The organism is Pseudomonas sp. Q1 (assembly GCF_009935975.1).
Lineage (GTDB): Bacteria > Pseudomonadota > Gammaproteobacteria > Pseudomonadales > Pseudomonadaceae > Aquipseudomonas > Aquipseudomonas palleroniana.
Map to the genome: position 1 here is coordinate 318,423 of NZ_QODI01000006.1, position 17,254 is coordinate 335,676.

Consider the following 17,254-nt stretch of genomic DNA (forward strand, 5'->3'; position numbering starts at 1 on the left):
ATGAGCTGGCTGATCCACCGCAATCGGGAGCAAGCCCCCTCCCACTTTGGTTTTGCGCCATTTCAAGACTTGATCAGAAGTCCAGGCTCACCCCCACACTCACCCCTTGCTGGGTCAGGTTGTCATCCTTTCTTACGTTATACGCAGCCCTCAGCGCCAGCTCTTGTGTCAGCTTGTGGCTGACTCCCAGGCTCAAACGGTCCGAGTTGCTGCGGGGCGTGTAGCCATCCAGTTTGAAGTCGATGCCCGGCACGCTGTTGAGTGAAATCTTCACCTTCTGGGTGTCGTTTTCGAACTCGTGCTCGTGGGCGACCTCGCCAAATACCTGGGTTTGCGGCGTCACGCGGTAGCTGCCCTGCAGGCCGACGCCGAGGCGCTTGGAGTCGCGTTGTTGATCGGCGAAGGTCAGTGCGGTGGAGCGGCTGTCTTTTTCCGAGTAACCCTCTACTTCGACCCGCGAGTAATCGGCGCTGACAAAGGGCGACAGGTGCCAGTCGCTGCCTGGAGCGGCAATGTCATAGCCTGCGCGGCCGCTCAAGGCCCATAGCCAGCCGTCGGTGTCACCTTTCTCCGAGCCTTCGCTGACGCCCAGGGCGAACTTGCGCTTGAGACTGTCGAAGTCCAGCTTGCCGCCGGTCAGTGCGGCATCGGCCCACCAGTGGTTTTGCTGGTATTGCGCGAAAGCACTGCCCATGTAGCTGTTGAGTTTGTAGTCCGAATCGTGGGCGCCGGCTTCGAGAGTCTGTCGATACAGCCCGGCTGCAACGCCTACACGCCAGCTCCCGTTGAGCCGGTAGCTGCCGCCGACATTGACGTTGTAGCCATTGCCGTCACCGCTGGCCGAGCTGCCTTGACGATCGAAGTCCAAGTGCTGGCCTCCCCCCGCCACAATCGCTCGCCATTGGCCCACCGCCTGCCAGTGGCCGTTGTCGGCCTGCCACTGATTGCGCAGTTCATCCTGGTGCGCACGCAGGGTGCCTTGGGCCATCTCCGGCAGCAGGCTCAATTCCCATGGCGCCGCGAGCAGCGAATAGGCGTAGTCGGCGATCAGCTGTTGCCCCGTGATGGTGGGGTGTACCGAATCGTTGTAGATCAGCTTGGTCGGATCGGGGTTGGTGCCGCCAAGCCCATAGGTCGGGTTGGCGCAGCTGGGGTCGGTGAAGCAGGTGCCCGTGAGGTTTTGTCCGGTGGCCAGGCCGAAGCGGGCAGGGTCGGCGAAGGTTTCCTTCAACAGCAACGGGATGTTCAGCGGGATGATCTGGGCGTCGATCTGCGACAGGCGCTGGACCAGCGCCTGGTTGAAAAGGTTACTCAGGGCAGTACTCGCCCCTTGTGCCGGCGTACCGTTAATCGCCGGTGTCAGCCCCAGGTCGGGCAACATCCACACCATGATGTAGCGCGCCCCCGCTTGTTGCAGAGCTTGTGCGCTGTCGGCCAGACGCCCGCCTGCGGCAACGGCTTGGCCGGGGCTGAGTACACGGCCTTGCAAAAAGTCATTGCCGCCCCCGGAGAGGAAATACAGCGCATTGGGGTCGGCTCGCCCGCCGTTGGCCGGTAGATAACCCTGGCGGCTGCGCAGTACGGTACCGCCACCGGCGTTGCCGGGTGGAATCGCCGCGTTGGAGACGGAGGTGATGGAATCCAGAATATTGTCGGTACGGTAGCCGCCGACCGCCCAGTTGTTCCCGTCAGGCAGACCTTGTGCTGCACGAACCGGTGAGGTGGAGGCATTCAGGTCGTTAGGCGCGACACCCAGCCTGGTACCCAATAAGGTCGATGAAACCAGGCCGTAGCCGCCCTGGAACGTCGGCCCGGTGCGGTTGGTAAAGCGCAAGGTGGCGCCGGCGTTGCCGTCGGGGAACTGGCCGGCGTCGGCGAGGCTGTCGCCAAAAACCACCATGGTTGAGTAGGGAGAGGAGGCTGCAAATGCCTGCGTGCAGGCCAGTGACAGGAGGCAGCCGGCCAATGGAGCGAAGAAAGTCGGTCTGAACATGCAAAATTCCATTTAGTTGTTTTTGTATCGCAGGTGAAACACTAGCAATGTTTTCCGGCTTTTCTTCGACGATTACGGTTTTTTCCTATAAGGAGGCGGTGGTGATGCCCCCGTATTCGTTGCTCCATATTGCACCGCTGGCGAGGCTACGTTACTGTGCCTGAACGTATGAATGAGACCCTCCCCGTGTTGATCATCAGCAAACTCTTGATGCGAGTAGTCAAGGCACACGCCCGTTGGCGTTGGCGCGCCTGACATTTTTCTCTGCCGGCCTGGCCGGACCTGTACCGATTTGCCTTCTGCACCCTCTGTTTGACGCCCTTGCCGGCTCACCCCGGCAACCGGAACGTGCGTCTGGCAGCGGGACACTCTTTTGGAAGGCGGTCATTCGAAATCAGTGAATTCAAGAGGTTTGAACCCACATGTTGCTGATGATTGATAACTACGACTCCTTTACCTACAACGTTGTGCAGTACCTGGGTGAACTCGGCGCCGAGGTCAAAGTGGTGCGCAACGATGAACTGACCGTGGCCGAAATCGCCGCCTTGAATCCGGAACGCATTGTGGTTTCGCCGGGGCCCTGCACGCCGACCGAAGCCGGCGTCTCCCTGGAAGCGATCAAGTACTTCGCCGGCAAATTGCCGATTTTGGGCGTATGCCTGGGCCATCAGTCCATCGGCCAGGCGTTTGGCGGTGACGTAGTGCGTGCGCGCCAAGTGATGCACGGCAAGACCAGCCCGGTGTTCCATAAGAACCTGGGGGTGTTTCACGGCCTTAACTTGCCGGTGACCGTAACCCGTTACCACTCGCTGGTGGTCAAGCGCGAGACGCTGCCCGAATGCCTGGAGTTGACCGCCTGGACCCAGTTGGAAGACGGCTCGGTCGACGAGATCATGGGCCTGCGCCACAAGACGCTGAATATCGAAGGGGTGCAGTTTCACCCCGAATCAATCCTGACCGAGCAGGGCTACGAGCTGTTCGCCAACTTTCTCAAGCAGAGCGGCGGCACGCGCTAAGGACTTTCCATGGATATCAAGACTGCCCTGAGCCGTATCGTCGGCCATCTGGACCTGAGCACCGCTGAAATGAGCGATGTGATGCGCGAAATCATGACCGGTCAATGCACCGATGCGCAGATTGGCGCTTTCATGATGGCGATGCGCATGAAGAGCGAGAGCATCGACGAAATCGTGGGCGCCGTGTCGGTCATGCGCGAGCTGGCGGACAAGGTCGAACTCAATACCCTCGACGGTGTAGTCGACGTGGTTGGCACCGGCGGTGACGGCGCCAATATCTTCAACGTGTCGACGGCTTCATCCTTTGTCGTCGCTGCCGCCGGCTGCACCGTGGCCAAGCACGGCAACCGTGCGGTTTCCGGCAAGAGCGGCAGTGCCGATTTGCTGGAAGCGGCCGGGATCTACCTGAACCTGACACCGGTGCAAGTGGCGCGCTGTATCGACAGCGTGGGCATTGGCTTCATGTTCGCTCAGTCCCATCACGGTGCGATGAAACACGCAGCAGGCCCGCGCAAGGATCTTGGCCTGCGTACCCTGTTCAACATGCTCGGCCCGCTTACGAATCCGGCCGGTGTGAAACATCAGGTGGTGGGCGTATTCAGCCAGGCGCTGTGCCGGCCGTTGGCCGAAGTGCTGCAGCGTCTGGGCAGCAAGCACGTGCTGGTGGTGCATTCCAAGGATGGCCTGGATGAGTTCAGCCTGGCGGCACCGACCTTTGTCGCGGAGCTGAAGAATGACCAGGTCAGCGAATATTGGGTCGAGCCCGAAGATCTCGGCATGAAGAGCCAGAGTTTGCACGGCCTTTCGGTTGAGAGCCCGGCGGCATCGCTGGAGCTGATTCGTGATGCCTTGGGGCGTCGCAAGACTGAAAATGGCCAAAAAGCCGCGGAAATGATTGTCCTGAATGCTGGCGCGGCACTTTACGCAGCGGACCATGCCTATAGTCTTAAAGAGGGTGTTGCTTTGGCCCACGATGCGTTGCACACCGGTCTGGCTCGCGAGAAGCTCGAAGAGCTGGGAGCATTCACCGCAGTGTTCAAGATGGAGAATGAAGGATGAGTGTCCCGACCGTGCTGGAAAAAATCCTCGCGCGCAAAGCCGAAGAAGTCGCCGAGCGCCGCGCGCGCGTGAGCCTGGCGGAGCTTGAGACTCAGGCGAAAGTCGCCGATGCCCCGCGTGGTTTTGCCAATGCCTTGATCACCCAGGCCAAGCTCAAGCAACCGGCGGTGATTGCCGAAATCAAGAAGGCTTCTCCAAGCAAAGGCGTGATCCGCGAACATTTCGTGCCGGCGGAAATCGCCGGCAGCTATGAGAAGGGCGGGGCGACTTGCCTGTCCGTGCTGACCGATATCGACTACTTCCAAGGTTCCGACTTGTATCTGCAGCAGGCTCGCGCCGCGTGCAAGCTGCCGGTGATCCGCAAGGATTTCATGGTTGACCCTTACCAGATCGTCGAAGCCCGTGCCCTCGGCGCCGACTGTGTGCTGTTGATCGTTTCCGCGCTGGATGACGTGAAGATGGCTGAGCTGGCCGCCGTGGCCAAAAGCGTCGGGCTGGATGTGTTGGTCGAAGTCCACGATGGCGACGAGCTGGAACGCGCTCTGAAAACCCTCGACACACCCCTGGTGGGAGTCAACAACCGTAACCTGCACACCTTCGAAGTCAGCCTGGAAAACACCCTCGACCTGTTGCCGCGCATTCCACGGGACCGCCTGGTGGTTACCGAGAGCGGCATCGTCAACCGAGCTGACGTTGAACTGATGGAAATCAGCGGCGTGTATTCGTTCCTGGTCGGCGAGACATTCATGCGCGCCGAGAACCCGGGGGCGGAGCTGCAACGCCTGTTCTTCCCGGAGCGTGGCGTGACGATCAGCGGTTCGACCCTGGACTGATGATGACCCTGCCCGCAAGGATGACCGTTGAGGCAGGGCTTGCCGCCGAGCAGGCGTTGTTGGCGGCCGTGTGTGCGGGTGAGCAGGCGTTCGGGCTGTTGTTTTGGCAGCCCAGCGATCAAGCCTTGGTCATGCCGCGCCGTTTGAGCCGGCTGCCGGCTTTCGCAACCGCCAGCCAGGTTTCAGCGGATGCCGGTTGGCCGGTACTGCTGCGTGAAACCGGCGGAGAACCGGTGCCGCAGTCGAGTGCGACGGTCAATATCGCCCTGGTCTATGCACCGCCGCGCAGCGAAGGTGACCAGAATCGTATCGAAACCGGTTACTTGCGTTTGTGCCAGCCGATCTGCGATTTACTCAGCGAGTTGGGGGGCGATGCTTCTGTCGGTGAAATCGACGGCGCGTTTTGTGACGGTCGCTACAACGTCAATCTGAACGGCCGCAAAATGGTCGGCACCGCCCAGCGCTGGCGACAAAGTGCTGGCCGCCCGGTGGGGTTGGTGCATGGTGCATTGCTGCTGGATAACGACCGTGAGGAACTGATCGCGGCGGTCAATCGCTTCAATCAAGCCTGCGGTCTCGACCAGCGGGTGCGTGCCGACAGCCATATTGCCCTGCACGAAGCTTTTCCCGCGCCGGATGCGATCGCTCGGCTGGACGCCCTGTACCGTCAAATGTTGGCCAGTTTCCTGCCGGGTTAACGGGTACCGAACACCACCATTGTTTTGCCTTTGACGTGCACCAGGTTGCGCTCTTCCAGGTCCTTGAGCACGCGGCCGACCATTTCCCGTGAACACCCGACAATGCGCCCGATTTCCTGGCGTGTGACCTTGATCTGCATGCCGTCGGGGTGGGTCATCGCGTCAGGCTGTTTGCACAGCTCAAGCAGGCAGCGAGCCACGCGGCCGGTGACATCAAAGAATGCCAGGTCGCCCACTTTACGCGTGGTGTCACGCAGGCGCTGGGCGATCTGACCACTCAGCGCGTACAGAATGTCGGGGTCATGCTGGGCCAGTTCGCGGAATTTTGTATAGCTGATCTCGGCCACTTCACATTCGACCTTGGTCCGCACCCACGCGCTGCGTTTCTGCTCTTTACCCGCCTGTTCGAACAGCCCGAGTTCCCCAAAGAAATCCCCGGTATTGAGGTACGCGATGATCATTTCGCGACCGTCGTCATCCTCGATCAAGATGGTGACTGAGCCCTTCACAATGAAGAACAACGTTTCCGAGCGTTCGCCTGCGCAGATGATGTTGTGTTTGGCCGGATAGCGACGGCGCTGGCAATGCATCAACAACTTGTCGAGATTCTTGATCTTGGGTGTGGGAGTAAGAGCAACCATGGTTGTATCCCGAAAGAACTGCAGGGTGTGATTGGATTTGTTTTTATCCAGCGGTGTCGGCATTGATACACGCTGCACAAAAGATGGCAATGCGCCATTGAATTGGCGCCAGCTTACCAGACGCATTCTGATTCGATTGATGATTTTGCCTGGCAAATGCTGTCATTGATCGCTTTCATGCGGGGCGCTGCTGTTTCGAGGCCCTGTGCTAAGCTGATGACCCTTTTTTAGCAGTGGAGTCTGGATGATGAAGGCACGCATCCAATGGGCGGGCGAAGCCATGTTCCTCGGTGAGTCGGGCAGTGGCCATGTCGTGGTCATGGACGGCCCGCCGGAGGCCGGTGGCCGTAACCTGGGTGTACGCCCGATGGAAATGCTCCTGCTCGGCGTAGGCGGTTGCAGCAATTTCGACGTGGTCAGCATCCTGAAGAAATCCCGCCAGGCCGTGGAGAGCTGCGAAGCATTCCTGGAGGCCGAGCGTGCCACTGAAGATCCCAAGGTGTTTACCAAGATCCATATGCATTTCGTGGTGAAGGGGCGAGCGCTGAAAGAGGCTCAGGTCAAACGTGCCATCGAGTTGTCGGCCGAGAAGTATTGCTCGGCGTCGATCATGCTCGGCGCGGCCGGTGTGGCGATCACCCACGACTACGAAATCATCGAGCTGGGCTGACGGGACACGCAAAAGAAAAAGGGCGCTTCTATAGCGCCCTTTTTTGTGGGTCAGGCTCTAGGTACTTATAGGCGATAGGTGCTCTTGGTCATGACCTTAGCCAAAAGGCTCATGCCGAACCTTACCGGCGCCGGGAAGCGGAAACCGCCGGCATCCAGTGCGCTTTCTGCGTGGTGTTCTTCATCGATGCGCATTTGCTCAAGAATGGCTCGGGACTTTTCGTCCTCCGCCGGCAATTGCTCCAGGTGTTCATCCAGGTGTTTGCATACCTGATGTTCTGTCGCTGCGACAAACCCCAGGCTGACCTTGTCGCTGATCAAGCCGGCAGCGGCGCCGATGCCGAACGACAAACCGTAGAACAATGGGTTGAGCACGCTGGGGTGGCTGCCCAGTTGGCGAATGCGCTGTTCGCACCAGGCCAGGTGGTCGATTTCTTCTTCGGCCGCATGTTCCATCGCCGCGCGTACTTGCGGCAGCTTGGCGGTCAGCGCCTGGCCCTGGTACAGCGCCTGGGCACACACTTCACCGGTATGGTTGATACGCATCAGGCCGGCAACGTGGCGGGTGTCGGTCTCGCTCATCTGCGCGTCAGGTTGCACGATGGCGGGCGATGGACGGTAAGGTTGGCCGCTGAATGGCAGCAGCGTGCGCATGGCCATGTCGGCTTGCAGCAACAAACGGTCAATCGGCGAGTAGTGACGTTGGGTAGTCATGCTGACCTCCGGGAGGAATCTCGGCGGCCAGTTTACCGCAAGAGAGGACAAAGCGTTTGTGCTGAGTCAGGGGCATGGGGTCGCAGCCTTGGGCCGCGACCTGTACCGCGAGGCTGATCAGCCCGGTGGCCAGTTCATCTGGCGCTGGCCGAGTACATGCATATGGATGTGATAGACGGTCTGCCCGCCATCTTCATTGCAGTTCATCACCACGCGAAAGCCTTTTTCGCAGCCTTGCTCTACCGCCAGGCGCTGGGCAGTGAACAGGATATGGCCGGCCAGGCTCTTGTCTTCTTCCGTCAGGTCATTGAGCGTACGGATCGGCTTCTTCGGGATTACCAGGAAATGCACCGGTGCCTGAGGCGCGATATCGTGGAAGGCGAGGACCTGGTCATCCTCGTAGATGATCTTCGCGGGTATTTCTCTGTTGATGATCTTGGTGAACAGAGTATCCACAGCTGTTTCTCCATTATGAAAGTGCGGGGTGAGTGTACCCAGGCCGTCAGCGCGGGCAATAGGCCTTGTTGATCGCGCCGGCGATCTTGCGGGTCAGCCAGCGTGGGCTGAAACGCGGGCTGAAGGCCAGCCAGCGGTTGCGTCGCCCGGGAATGATGATGGCTTTGTTCTTTTCCAGTGCTCGCACGGTATAGAGCGCCACTTCCTCAGGGCTCATCAATTGTCCACTGCGGTCGAGCTTTGCGGCGTCCATTTGCGCGGTGCCGAAGAACGCCGTGCGTGTAGGTCCGGGGCACAAGACTGAAACTTTGATGCCGCAGGTTTTCAACTCTTCGCGCAACCCTTCGGAAAAGTGCAGTACATAAGCCTTGCTGGCGTAGTAGCTGCTCATCCACGGGCCGGGCTGGAAGGCGGCGACTGAGGCGACGTTGAGAATCTGCCCGCCCCCGTGCAGGGCCATCGCGTTGCCAAGGGCATGGCACATGCGGGTCAGGGCCAGGATGTTGACTTCGATCAGGTCTTGTTCGGTCATCCAGTCCTGGGCCAGAAATGGCCCGCTGGTGCCGATGCCGGCGCAGTTCACCAGCAAGTCGATCTGACGTTCGCCTTCTTCCAGTTCCAGCAGGAACCCGGACAAACGCAGGGGCTCGCCCAGGTCGCAGGCACGAAACAGCACCTCGACGCCAAAGCGTTGAGTCAATTCGATTGCAATGCTTTCCAACTGATCACGCTGACGGGCCACCAGAATCAGGCTGCGGCCGCGCCGGGCCAGGGCTTCGGCCAAAGCCAGGCCGATGCCGCTGGAGGCGCCGGTGATCAGAGCGTAACGGGTCATGCCTTTCTCCATCGCAACGCCGCCGAGCCTGTGACAGGGACATCACAGGCGGGCGGGCGTTTCTTCACTGTTCTGGAGAGTCTACAGGTTCGGCTGCTTCATCAGCACTTTGCGCGTCTTCTTCATCAACGATAACGCTCTGATCGGCAGCGTCATCGGAGGTGATCGAGCTGTTTTCGTAGCCGCTGTCCATGTTGGCTTCGAGTTGATTCAGGTAACCGTTCATACCCAGCGTAACCACGATAGCCAGCATCACCGGAATAAACGCCAGCCACAGGGTGGCCAGGACTTTTACCGCAGTGGAGTTGCGCGGTGGTGGCGCACCGTATTGGTTGGCGCCAGCGTTCCCCGGCAATACCAGCAACAAGATCGGGAAGACGCTGTTCACCAGCGGGACCAGGTTGAGGAACCATAACCAGCCGGACCAACCCAGGTCGTGCAGCCGCTGTACAGCGATCTGCACGCTGACCCAGAGCATGGCCACGAACAACGCAAAGCCCAGCAGCGAGCCCAGAATGATACCCGCGGTCGGCGAAGCGGTTGCCACGGCAAAGCCGGCAGTGGCGATGATGCCGGAGGCGACGAGCATCGCAACGGTCAACACCAGTGTCCAGGCCAGGTACCGCAGGCGGCCGATACGTCCATGGATGGTGAACACGTTGAGGGGGGCGTATTCCGGCAGCTCATCACCTACGGCTGCGCGCGGAGGGGCATAGGGCGAGGCGGCTGGTTGCGAGAAGTCGGAGGTGTGGGACGATGTTTCGTGGGTTTCTGCAAGGCTGAAGGCTACCGGCTGTTCGGCTTCGATACGTGCGTCGACGCCGGCGTTTTTCAGTGCGTTGAGATAGGTTTCTGCGTCCGGGCGGGACAGGTCACGTTTCAGCGCAACGGGGCGGCCGGTGAAGAGTTTCTCGATGGCCTCGACTTCACTCTTGAACAGCTCGGCGAGGTTCAGCTTGGCGGTGGTGCTTTCGACACCCGGGAGCAATGCTCCATCAAACACTATCTTGAAACGGTTGTCGCTCATGCGGGCATCCTTGTCATTTGTAGGAAGAGGGTTGCAGGCCGGCTGCAGCCAGCCGGTCCGGCAATTGTATCAGCGTGGCCAGCGTAACTGTGTCACCTGCTCTCGGGCCTTGCGGTATTCGGCATCCAGGCGAGCAACGAGTTCGTCCACAGTGGGCAAATCATTGATTTCCCCGACACCTTGGCCGGCAGACCATACGGTTTTCCAGGCTTTGGCCTCGTCATTCAACGGCTTGAGCTTGGAGCCGAAATTGACTTGCGCCTTGCCTTGAAGGGCTGCGAGGTCGAAGCCGGCGTTTTCCAGGCTCTGGCGCATGAAGCTGGCGGGTACGCCGGAGACTGCTGGAGTGTGCACGATGTCGGCGGCCCGCGATGTGAGCAGCATCTCTTTATAGGCATCCGGCGCATGACTTTCGGTGGTGCCGATAAAGCGCGTGCCGAAATACGCAAGGTCGGCTCCCAACAGCTGGGCGGCGAGGATCTCGTGCCCATGATTCAGGCAGCCGGCCAGCAGCAGTGTTTTATCGAAGAACTGGCGTATTTCAGCGATCAGCGAGAATGGGCTCCAGGTACCTGCATGGCCTCCGGCGCCCGCCGCCACGGCGATCAGGCCGTCAACACCCGCTTCTGCGGCTTTCTCGGCATGGCGCCGCGTGGTGACGTCGTGAAACACCAGCCCGCCATAACTGTGCACGGCGTCGACCAGTTCCTTCACCGCGCCGAGGCTGGTAATGACGATGGGGACCTTGTGTTCGATACAGATTGCCAGGTCGGCCTGCAGACGTGGGTTGCTGTTGTGCACGATCAGGTTGACGGCATACGGCGCGGGGTTGTCCAACTGTGCCAGGCCCGCTTCGATTTCCTCCAGCCAGGCCTTGAAGCCACTGCTCTCGCGCTGGTTGAGCGCCGGGAAGCTCCCGACCACCCCGTTGCGGCAACACGCCAGGACCAGTTGCGGGTTGGAAATCAGGAACATCGGCGCAGCCACTACCGGCAGGCGCAGACGTTGTTCAAGCAGAGCGGGCAGCGACATTGGAGGTACCCCGTGTGATGTGAAGTTAGAACGGTTTGACCACGACCAAAATTACGATAGCCAGCAATATCAGAACCGGCACTTCATTGAACCAGCGATAAAAGACATGGCTGCGGGTGTTTTCGCCACGGGCAAAACGCTTCACCTGTGCGCCGCACATGTGGTGGTAGCCGATCAACAGTACGACGAGCGTGAGCTTGGCGTGGATCCAGGCACCCGATTGAAAGATGCCGGGGTTAAGCGCAAGCATCCAGATACCGAATATCAATGTGGCGAGCATCGCCGGCCCCATGATGCCGCGGTAAAGCTTGCGTTCCATCACGCTGAAGCGTTCCTTGCTGACGGTGTCCTCACTTTGAGCGTGGTAGACGAAGAGGCGCGGGAGGTAGAACAGCCCGGCAAACCAGCAGACGATGCTGACGATATGAAAGGCTTTGACCCATAGATAAAGCATTTTTGATTATTCCCAGGTTCACGGTAGCCAAGATAGTAGTGGTTGACGCGCCCGTACGTCACGTTGGCGGTTGTCGCAGGACGATACGGCCCCTATTATCGACGCCTTTCCAGTGGGTTCGTTGAGGGCAGGTTTATGGTCAAGGTCGGTATCGTCGGCGGCACGGGTTACACCGGTGTCGAATTGCTGCGTCTGTTGGCCCAGCATCCGCAGGCAGAGGTGGTCGTCATCACTTCCCGATCAGAGGCCGGGCTGGCCGTGGCCGATATGTACCCGAACCTGCGAGGCCACTATGACGGCCTGGCATTCAGTGTTCCGGACATCAAGACCCTGGGCGCCTGTGATGTGGTGTTTTTCGCCACGCCGCACGGTGTGGCCCATGCGTTGGCTGGGGAACTGCTGGCGGCCGGCACCAAGGTGATCGACCTGTCCGCAGACTTCCGCCTGCAGGATGCCGATGAGTGGGCCAAGTGGTACGGCCAGCCGCACGGTGCACCGCAATTGCTGGAGGAGGCGGTGTATGGCCTGCCGGAAGTCAATCGCGAGCAGATCAAACAAGCGCGCCTGATTGCCGTGCCGGGCTGCTATCCGACTGCGACCCAGCTGGGTTTCCTGCCATTGCTGGAGGCAGGGCTGGCAGATGCTTCGCGTTTGATCGCGGACTGCAAGTCGGGCGTGAGTGGCGCCGGTCGTGGCGCGGCAGTAGGTTCGCTGTACTCCGAGACGTCGGAAAGCATGAAAGCCTACGCAGTCAAAGGGCATCGCCACCTGCCGGAAATCCGCCAAGGGCTGCGCCGTGCTGCCGGTAAGGATGTGGGCCTGACTTTTGTGCCGCACCTGACGCCGATGATCCGTGGTATTCACTCCACGCTCTACGCCACCGTGGTCGATCGCTCGGTTGATCTGCAGGCACTGTTTGAAAAGCGTTACGCCAACGAGCCGTTCGTCGACGTGATGCCGGCCGGCAGCCACCCGGAAACCCGCAGCGTGCGTGGTGCCAATGTATGCCGTATTGCCGTGCACCGTCCGCAGGATGGCGACTTGGTGGTGGTGCTGTCGGTGATCGACAACTTGGTCAAGGGCGCGTCGGGCCAGGCGGTGCAGAACATGAATATCCTGTTTGGCCTGGATGAAAAGCTGGGCTTGTCTCACGCAGGCATGCTGCCTTAAGACGGCTTTGTCGCTGTGCAAAAGGCCCGTTGATCGGGCCTTTTGTGTTTTTAATGGCGCTTGAGCAGATTGATATACCGTAACAATAGTTGACCGCTTTTCTAGGAGAAGCGGATAATGCCGTCCATTACGCATAGGGCGGCGCTACGCCGGGAGATTATCAGCATGAGCGTTGAATCCTTCACCCCCACGGCTTTGCAATTCACCCACGGTGCTGCGCACAAGGTGAAGAGCCTGGTCGATGAAGAGGGTAATGATCGCTTGAAGCTGCGCGTATTCGTTACGGGCGGCGGTTGTTCAGGGTTTCAGTACGGTTTTACCTTCGATGAAGATGTGGCCGACGACGATACGATCGTCGAGCGCGAGGGCGTCAGCCTGGTCGTTGACCCGATGAGCTTCCAATACCTGGCAGGTGCCGAGGTGGATTATCAGGAAGGTCTGGAAGGTTCGCGTTTTGTGATCAAGAACCCCAATGCCACGACTACCTGTGGTTGCGGGTCTTCGTTCTCGATCTGATTGATAGCGCATAAAAAACGCCGCTTGGCCTTGATTGGCCAAGCGGCGTTTTGCTGTCTGCGATTCTCAGTGTCGTCAGGCGGGGTAGATCGCGCCCAGGACCCGAAGCCCGCGTGCACCGGTGACACTCGGGCGGTTGGCGGCGATGCCTTCGAGGCAGCAATGGGCCAGCCAAGCGAAGGCCATGGCCTCAACCCAGTCGGGGCTTACACCGTAAGAAGCGGTGCTATCGACCTGGGTGTTGGGCAGCAGTGCGGCCAATCGCTTCATCAGCGTAGCGTTATGGGCGCCGCCGCCGCAGATCAGCAGGGTCTGCGTTCCGGATTGTGCCGCTTGTAGAGATTCGACGACGGTCAGGGCGGTCAGCTCAAGCAGGGTGGCTTGCACATCCTGAGGCTGGAACGCAGGCAATTGACCGAGATGCTGTTGCAGCCATTTCAGGTTGAACACTTCGCGTCCGGTACTTTTCGGGCCTTTGGTCTGGAAGAAGGGGTCGCTGAGCAGCGCGTTGAGTAACTGCGGCTGGACCTTGCCACTGGCCGCCCATTGGCCGTCTCGGTCAAAGTGGTCGCCGCGTTGGTGATGAATCCAGGCGTCCAGCAATACGTTGCCCGGGCCGCAGTCGAAGCCCGCTACGGGCTTGCCGGTTTCAATCAGGCTGAGATTGCTGAACCCGCCGACATTCAATACGGCGCGCTGACCGGTCTGCTCGCCGAACAACGCTTCATGAAAGGCGGGTACCAAGGGTGCGCCCTGGCCGCCGGCCGCTACATCACGGCTGCGAAAGTCGCTGACCACGGTGATACCGGTCAGCTCGGTGAGCAGGGCGGGGTTGCCGATCTGAACGGTGAAGCCCCGTGCAGGTTCATGGCGGATGGTCTGGCCATGACTGCCAATCGCACGGATATCCTGAGGCTTGAGATTTTGCTGGTCCAGCAAGGCGTGGATGCCCTGAGCGGCCAGTGTTACCCAGTGTTGCTGGGCAATGGCCGAGCGGGCTATCTCGTCCGGGCCGCTGGCGCACAGGTCAAGAAGCTCGGTGCGCAGCGTGTCCGGCATGGGAATATAGTGGTTGGCGATCAATTTGATCGTCGGGTCTTGTTCGATCAGGGCGATATCCAGGCCATCGAGACTGGTCCCGGACATCACGCCTATATAGAGCGACATACCTTAACGCTTCGCCGAAGCCAGCAAGGTGGACCGTTCCTGATCCATGCGCGCCATCAGCGGCTGGCTCTGTTGCAGGAAGCGTGCGCGCTCGGCCTTGGCGATAGGGTCGGCCATTGGCAGCTTCTGGCCCAGCGGATCTACGTGAACGCCGTTGACCTGAAACTCATAGTGCAAGTGCGGTCCAGTCGACAGGCCGGTGGTACCGATATAACCGATCACCTGGCCCTGCTTCACGTTACTGCCTGTCGATACGCCCTTGGCGAAACCTTGCATATGACCATACAGGGTACGGTAAGTGTTGCCGTGCTGGATGATCACGGTGTTGCCGTAACCGCCACGACGGCCGGCCAGCAGGACTTTACCGTCACCGGCGGCCTTGATAGGCGTGCCGCGAGGGGCTGCGTAATCGACGCCTTTGTGGGCGCGGATTTTGTTCAGAATTGGATGCTTGCGACCCATGGAGAAACGCGAGCTAATACGAGCGAAGTCGACGGGCGTACGAATGAAGGCCTTGCGCATGCTATTGCCGTCGGCAGTGTAGTAGCTGCTATTGCCCTGTTTGTTGGTATAGCGAACGGCGGTATAGGTCTTGCCGCGGTTGGTAAAGCGTGCGGAAAGAATGTTGCCGGTGCCGACGACTTTACCGTTGGCGACTTTTTGTTCGTAGATCACGTCGAATTCGTCACCCTGGCGGATGTCCTGGGCGAAGTCGATGTCGTAGCCGAACACCTTGGCCATGTCCATGGTCATGCTGTGGGACAAGCCGGCGCGCGCGGCTGATTGAGACAGGGAACTATTGATTACGCCGTGTACGTAGGCTGAGCGCATTACGGGCTTGGCGGTTATGCGGTTGAAGGTGAAGCCTTTGGCGCCCCGGGTCAGGGCAATGCTTTCCAGGTCGCTGGTGCTGCTGTGCAGGTTGTTCAGTTGGCCGTTTGGCGCCATTTCGAACTCAAGCTTCTGGCCGTGCTTGAGCTGGGTGAATTGCTTGGCTTGTTTATCGCTGGCCAACACCTCATTAACGGTGGCGGCGGGCAAGCCGACCTTCTCGAACAAGGTTGATAGCGTGTCGCCTTTCGCCACGATCACTTCGCGATGCAGTGGGTTCTTGGCAGGGGCGGCTGCAGGCGGCTCCTGTTCGGCCTGTTGAGTCTCTTCAGGCGTGTTTTCTATCTGTGCGAAGGGTGATTCAACTGGTGCATTTGTGGCTTGTTGGGCGTCGGAAGCGTCTTGATCTTGTGTCAGTTGTTCAACTGGGCTTTCCAGGTCAAGGCTCAGGGATGTTCGTTTGGCTTCTACGTCACTGGAAGGGAATACCAGGAGTGCCAGGCTGAGAAGAGCGGCGATGCCACTTGCGGCGAGCAAGTGGGTCTTCGGGTAAAGCGGCGGCGCTTTAGACGGTTCAGTGGTCATAAGTAATTTTGACTTTGAAGATGAAATGGAAAAGATGAATGACATGATGAAGATGAAATAACTGTATAAAATATAACCAAATCATCTGTGGCGCAAGCTCGCGAACGCTGGGCTTGCTGAGTGGTGTCCGTACGTAGGGCAAAACTTGTAATTAGTCACTGATCTTGTATGGTTGGTTCCCTTTTGAATTCGAGCCTTGCGGGTCTGTTATGAAGTCGGTTGAAGAGCAGCTAGCGCTGATAAAACGTGGTGCGGAAGAATTGTTGGTCGAGGCCGAGCTGATTGAAAAGCTCAAGCGTGGCCAGCCCCTGCGTATCAAGGCTGGCTTTGATCCGACAGCACCGGATCTGCACTTGGGGCATACCGTGCTTATTAACAAGTTGCGTCAGTTCCAGGAGCTGGGGCATCAGGTCATTTTTCTGATCGGTGATTTCACCGGGATGATCGGTGATCCGAGCGGCAAGAGCGCAACGCGTCCGCCGCTGACTCGTGAGCAGGTTCTCGAGAATGCCGAGACCTATAAGACGCAGGTGTTCAAGATTCTCGATCCGGCCAAGACCGAGGTGGCGTTCAACTCCACCTGGATGGATCAGATGGGGCCGGCGGACTTTATTCGTCTGACCTCTCAGTACACTGTCGCGCGCATGCTTGAGCGCGATGATTTCGATAAGCGCTACTCCACCAATCAGCCGATTGCCATTCACGAGTTCCTGTATCCGCTGGTCCAGGGGTATGACTCGGTGGCGTTGCGTGCGGACGTCGAGCTGGGCGGTACTGATCAGAAGTTCAACCTGCTGATGGGGCGTGAGCTGCAGCGTGCGTATGGGCAAGAAGCTCAATGCATTCTGACTATGCCTTTGCTGGAGGGGTTGGATGGCGTCAAGAAGATGTCCAAATCCTTGGGTAACTATGTTGGTATCCAGGAAGCTCCCGGCGTGATGTACGGCAAGCTGGTGTCTATTCCGGATGCGCTGATGTGGCGTTACTTCGAGTTGTTGAGCTTCCGCTCGATGGATGAGATCAACGCATTGCGTGCCGATGTAGAGGCGGGTGCGAACCCGCGGGACGTCAAGATCAAGTTGGCAGAAGAGATTGTTGCGCGTTTCCATGGCGAAGAGGCTGCGGCCAGTGCTCACCGTGCGGCGGGTAACCGTATGAAGGATGGCGAGCTGCCGGACGATCTGCCTGAGATTGAATTGACTGCTGCAGAGGCAATGCCGATCGCGGCTGTCCTTAACAAGGCGGGCCTGGTGAAGAACTCGGCGGTGGCACGTGATCTGCTGGGTTCCGGCGGTGTGCGTATAGATGGTGAGGTGGTTGATCGCACCTTTATATACGAGCTCGGTGCTACCCATGTCTGTCAGGCAGGGAAGAAGGCATTTGCGCGTATTACGCTCAAGGCTGAATAAAGCTGAAATTAGTGGTTGACGGCGAATTATATCTGTCTATAATTCGCCCCACTTCCGGCGCAGTCGAAACTCAAAACTCCTTGGTAAACAAGAAGTTACGAAGATTCAGGCAGCGAATAGCTTCAGTTCATCGAAGCCCAGAAGGAGTT

18 protein-coding genes are annotated in these 17,254 nt (G+C 59.1%); 8 read left to right on the forward strand and 10 right to left on the reverse strand.

The features are described from left to right. Positions 1 to 73 precede the first annotated feature (73 nt). Positions 74 to 1,993, reverse strand: a complete 1,920-nt coding sequence (gene estP, locus DK870_RS12225) for an esterase EstP (RefSeq protein WP_161548731.1) — start codon at positions 1,991 to 1,993, stop codon at positions 74 to 76. Positions 1,994 to 2,415: 422 nt separating this feature from the next. On the opposite strand from estP, the gene DK870_RS12230 reads away from it, so the two are divergent. From DK870_RS12230 to DK870_RS12245, 4 genes are read left to right on the forward strand one after another with little or no spacing between them, the layout of a single operon-like run. Then, positions 2,416 to 3,009 carry an aminodeoxychorismate/anthranilate synthase component II gene (locus DK870_RS12230; protein WP_060757298.1) on the forward strand — a complete coding sequence of 198 codons (594 nt, stop codon included), beginning with the start codon at positions 2,416 to 2,418 and terminating at the stop codon, positions 3,007 to 3,009. Positions 3,010 to 3,018: 9 nt separating this feature from the next. Further along, positions 3,019 to 4,068, forward strand: coding sequence for an anthranilate phosphoribosyltransferase (gene trpD, locus DK870_RS12235; protein ID WP_060757299.1), 1,050 nt, complete (start codon positions 3,019 to 3,021; stop codon positions 4,066 to 4,068). Further along, a complete protein-coding gene (gene trpC, locus DK870_RS12240; protein ID WP_161548732.1) occupies positions 4,065 to 4,901 on the forward strand; it encodes an indole-3-glycerol phosphate synthase TrpC in 837 nt (278 codons plus the stop codon). Before trpD ends, trpC begins: the two co-directional genes overlap by 4 nt. A gap of 2 nt (positions 4,902 to 4,903) precedes the next feature. After that, complete coding sequence (locus DK870_RS12245; RefSeq protein WP_090368519.1) at positions 4,904 to 5,599, forward strand: lipoate--protein ligase family protein; 696 nt, start codon at positions 4,904 to 4,906, stop codon at positions 5,597 to 5,599. On the opposite strand, the gene crp is transcribed toward DK870_RS12245, so the two are convergent. After that, positions 5,596 to 6,240: a cAMP-activated global transcriptional regulator CRP gene (gene crp, locus DK870_RS12250; RefSeq protein ID WP_060757312.1), complete on the reverse strand. Its 645-nt coding sequence runs from the start codon at positions 6,238 to 6,240 to the stop codon at positions 5,596 to 5,598. The genes DK870_RS12245 and crp overlap by 4 nt on opposite strands. A gap of 247 nt (positions 6,241 to 6,487) precedes the next feature. On the opposite strand from crp, the gene DK870_RS12255 reads away from it, so the two are divergent. Next, entirely contained in the window at positions 6,488 to 6,910 is a 423-nt protein-coding gene (locus tag DK870_RS12255) for an OsmC family protein (protein ID WP_005792019.1), read from the forward strand. A gap of 65 nt (positions 6,911 to 6,975) precedes the next feature. Here DK870_RS12255 and coq7 read toward each other — a convergent pair whose 3' ends face one another. From coq7 to hemJ, 6 genes are all read right to left on the reverse strand, one after another. Then, positions 6,976 to 7,623 carry a 2-polyprenyl-3-methyl-6-methoxy-1,4-benzoquinone monooxygenase gene (gene coq7, locus DK870_RS12260; protein ID WP_123717337.1) on the reverse strand — a complete coding sequence of 216 codons (648 nt, stop codon included), beginning with the start codon at positions 7,621 to 7,623 and terminating at the stop codon, positions 6,976 to 6,978. A gap of 117 nt (positions 7,624 to 7,740) precedes the next feature. Then, a complete protein-coding gene (locus DK870_RS12265; protein ID WP_060757303.1) occupies positions 7,741 to 8,079 on the reverse strand; it encodes a histidine triad nucleotide-binding protein in 339 nt (112 codons plus the stop codon). 46 nt (positions 8,080 to 8,125) lie between these two features. Beyond that, a complete protein-coding gene (locus DK870_RS12270) occupies positions 8,126 to 8,914 on the reverse strand; it encodes an SDR family oxidoreductase (RefSeq protein ID WP_104994834.1) in 789 nt (262 codons plus the stop codon). Between the two features lie 64 nt (positions 8,915 to 8,978). Continuing rightward, entirely contained in the window at positions 8,979 to 9,941 is a 963-nt protein-coding gene (locus tag DK870_RS12275; protein ID WP_090368523.1) for a DUF805 domain-containing protein, read from the reverse strand. A gap of 69 nt (positions 9,942 to 10,010) precedes the next feature. After that, entirely contained in the window at positions 10,011 to 10,973 is a 963-nt protein-coding gene (locus DK870_RS12280; protein ID WP_060757306.1) for a nitronate monooxygenase family protein, read from the reverse strand. A 25-nt stretch (positions 10,974 to 10,998) separates the two neighbouring features. Next, entirely contained in the window at positions 10,999 to 11,427 is a 429-nt protein-coding gene (hemJ, locus tag DK870_RS12285; protein ID WP_060757307.1) for a protoporphyrinogen oxidase HemJ, read from the reverse strand. 135 nt (positions 11,428 to 11,562) lie between these two features. On the opposite strand from hemJ, the gene argC reads away from it, so the two are divergent. Further along, positions 11,563 to 12,597, forward strand: a complete 1,035-nt coding sequence (gene argC, locus DK870_RS12290) for an N-acetyl-gamma-glutamyl-phosphate reductase (RefSeq protein WP_003210935.1) — start codon at positions 11,563 to 11,565, stop codon at positions 12,595 to 12,597. Positions 12,598 to 12,762: 165 nt separating this feature from the next. After that, positions 12,763 to 13,113, forward strand: coding sequence for an iron-sulfur cluster insertion protein ErpA (erpA, locus tag DK870_RS12295; protein WP_003176443.1), 351 nt, complete (start codon positions 12,763 to 12,765; stop codon positions 13,111 to 13,113). 75 nt (positions 13,114 to 13,188) lie between these two features. On the opposite strand, the gene DK870_RS12300 is transcribed toward erpA, so the two are convergent. Continuing rightward, positions 13,189 to 14,280 (reverse strand): anhydro-N-acetylmuramic acid kinase, encoded by a 1,092-nt coding sequence (locus DK870_RS12300; RefSeq protein ID WP_060757309.1) that lies wholly within the window; start codon positions 14,278 to 14,280, stop codon positions 13,189 to 13,191. Positions 14,281 to 14,283: 3 nt separating this feature from the next. Further along, positions 14,284 to 15,696 (reverse strand): peptidoglycan DD-metalloendopeptidase family protein, encoded by a 1,413-nt coding sequence (locus DK870_RS12305; protein WP_060757310.1) that lies wholly within the window; start codon positions 15,694 to 15,696, stop codon positions 14,284 to 14,286. Between the two features lie 209 nt (positions 15,697 to 15,905). On the opposite strand from DK870_RS12305, the gene tyrS reads away from it, so the two are divergent. After that, positions 15,906 to 17,105 carry a tyrosine--tRNA ligase gene (gene tyrS / locus DK870_RS12310; RefSeq protein ID WP_161548733.1) on the forward strand — a complete coding sequence of 400 codons (1,200 nt, stop codon included), beginning with the start codon at positions 15,906 to 15,908 and terminating at the stop codon, positions 17,103 to 17,105. Positions 17,106 to 17,254 lie beyond the last annotated feature (149 nt).

What these genes read in the sequence shown, in the direction of transcription:
- estP (WP_161548731.1), bottom strand. Translation starts at nt 1,993, where the DNA reads ATGTTCAGACCGACTTTCTTCGCTCCATTGGCCGGCTGCCTCCTGTCA.
- DK870_RS12230 (WP_060757298.1), top strand. Translation starts at nt 2,416, where the DNA reads ATGTTGCTGATGATTGATAACTACGACTCCTTTACCTACAACGTTGTG.
- trpD (WP_060757299.1), top strand. Translation starts at nt 3,019, where the DNA reads ATGGATATCAAGACTGCCCTGAGCCGTATCGTCGGCCATCTGGACCTG.
- trpC (WP_161548732.1), top strand. Translation starts at nt 4,065, where the DNA reads ATGAGTGTCCCGACCGTGCTGGAAAAAATCCTCGCGCGCAAAGCCGAA.
- DK870_RS12245 (WP_090368519.1), top strand. Translation starts at nt 4,904, where the DNA reads ATGACCCTGCCCGCAAGGATGACCGTTGAGGCAGGGCTTGCCGCCGAG.
- crp (WP_060757312.1), bottom strand. Translation starts at nt 6,240, where the DNA reads ATGGTTGCTCTTACTCCCACACCCAAGATCAAGAATCTCGACAAGTTG.
- DK870_RS12255 (WP_005792019.1), top strand. Translation starts at nt 6,488, where the DNA reads ATGAAGGCACGCATCCAATGGGCGGGCGAAGCCATGTTCCTCGGTGAG.
- coq7 (WP_123717337.1), bottom strand. Translation starts at nt 7,623, where the DNA reads ATGACTACCCAACGTCACTACTCGCCGATTGACCGTTTGTTGCTGCAA.
- DK870_RS12270 (WP_104994834.1), bottom strand. Translation starts at nt 8,914, where the DNA reads ATGACCCGTTACGCTCTGATCACCGGCGCCTCCAGCGGCATCGGCCTG.
- DK870_RS12275 (WP_090368523.1), bottom strand. Translation starts at nt 9,941, where the DNA reads ATGAGCGACAACCGTTTCAAGATAGTGTTTGATGGAGCATTGCTCCCG.
- DK870_RS12280 (WP_060757306.1), bottom strand. Translation starts at nt 10,973, where the DNA reads ATGTCGCTGCCCGCTCTGCTTGAACAACGTCTGCGCCTGCCGGTAGTG.
- hemJ (WP_060757307.1), bottom strand. Translation starts at nt 11,427, where the DNA reads ATGCTTTATCTATGGGTCAAAGCCTTTCATATCGTCAGCATCGTCTGC.
- argC (WP_003210935.1), top strand. Translation starts at nt 11,563, where the DNA reads ATGGTCAAGGTCGGTATCGTCGGCGGCACGGGTTACACCGGTGTCGAA.
- erpA (WP_003176443.1), top strand. Translation starts at nt 12,763, where the DNA reads ATGAGCGTTGAATCCTTCACCCCCACGGCTTTGCAATTCACCCACGGT.
- DK870_RS12300 (WP_060757309.1), bottom strand. Translation starts at nt 14,280, where the DNA reads ATGTCGCTCTATATAGGCGTGATGTCCGGGACCAGTCTCGATGGCCTG.
- DK870_RS12305 (WP_060757310.1), bottom strand. Translation starts at nt 15,696, where the DNA reads ATGACCACTGAACCGTCTAAAGCGCCGCCGCTTTACCCGAAGACCCAC.
- tyrS (WP_161548733.1), top strand. Translation starts at nt 15,906, where the DNA reads ATGAAGTCGGTTGAAGAGCAGCTAGCGCTGATAAAACGTGGTGCGGAA.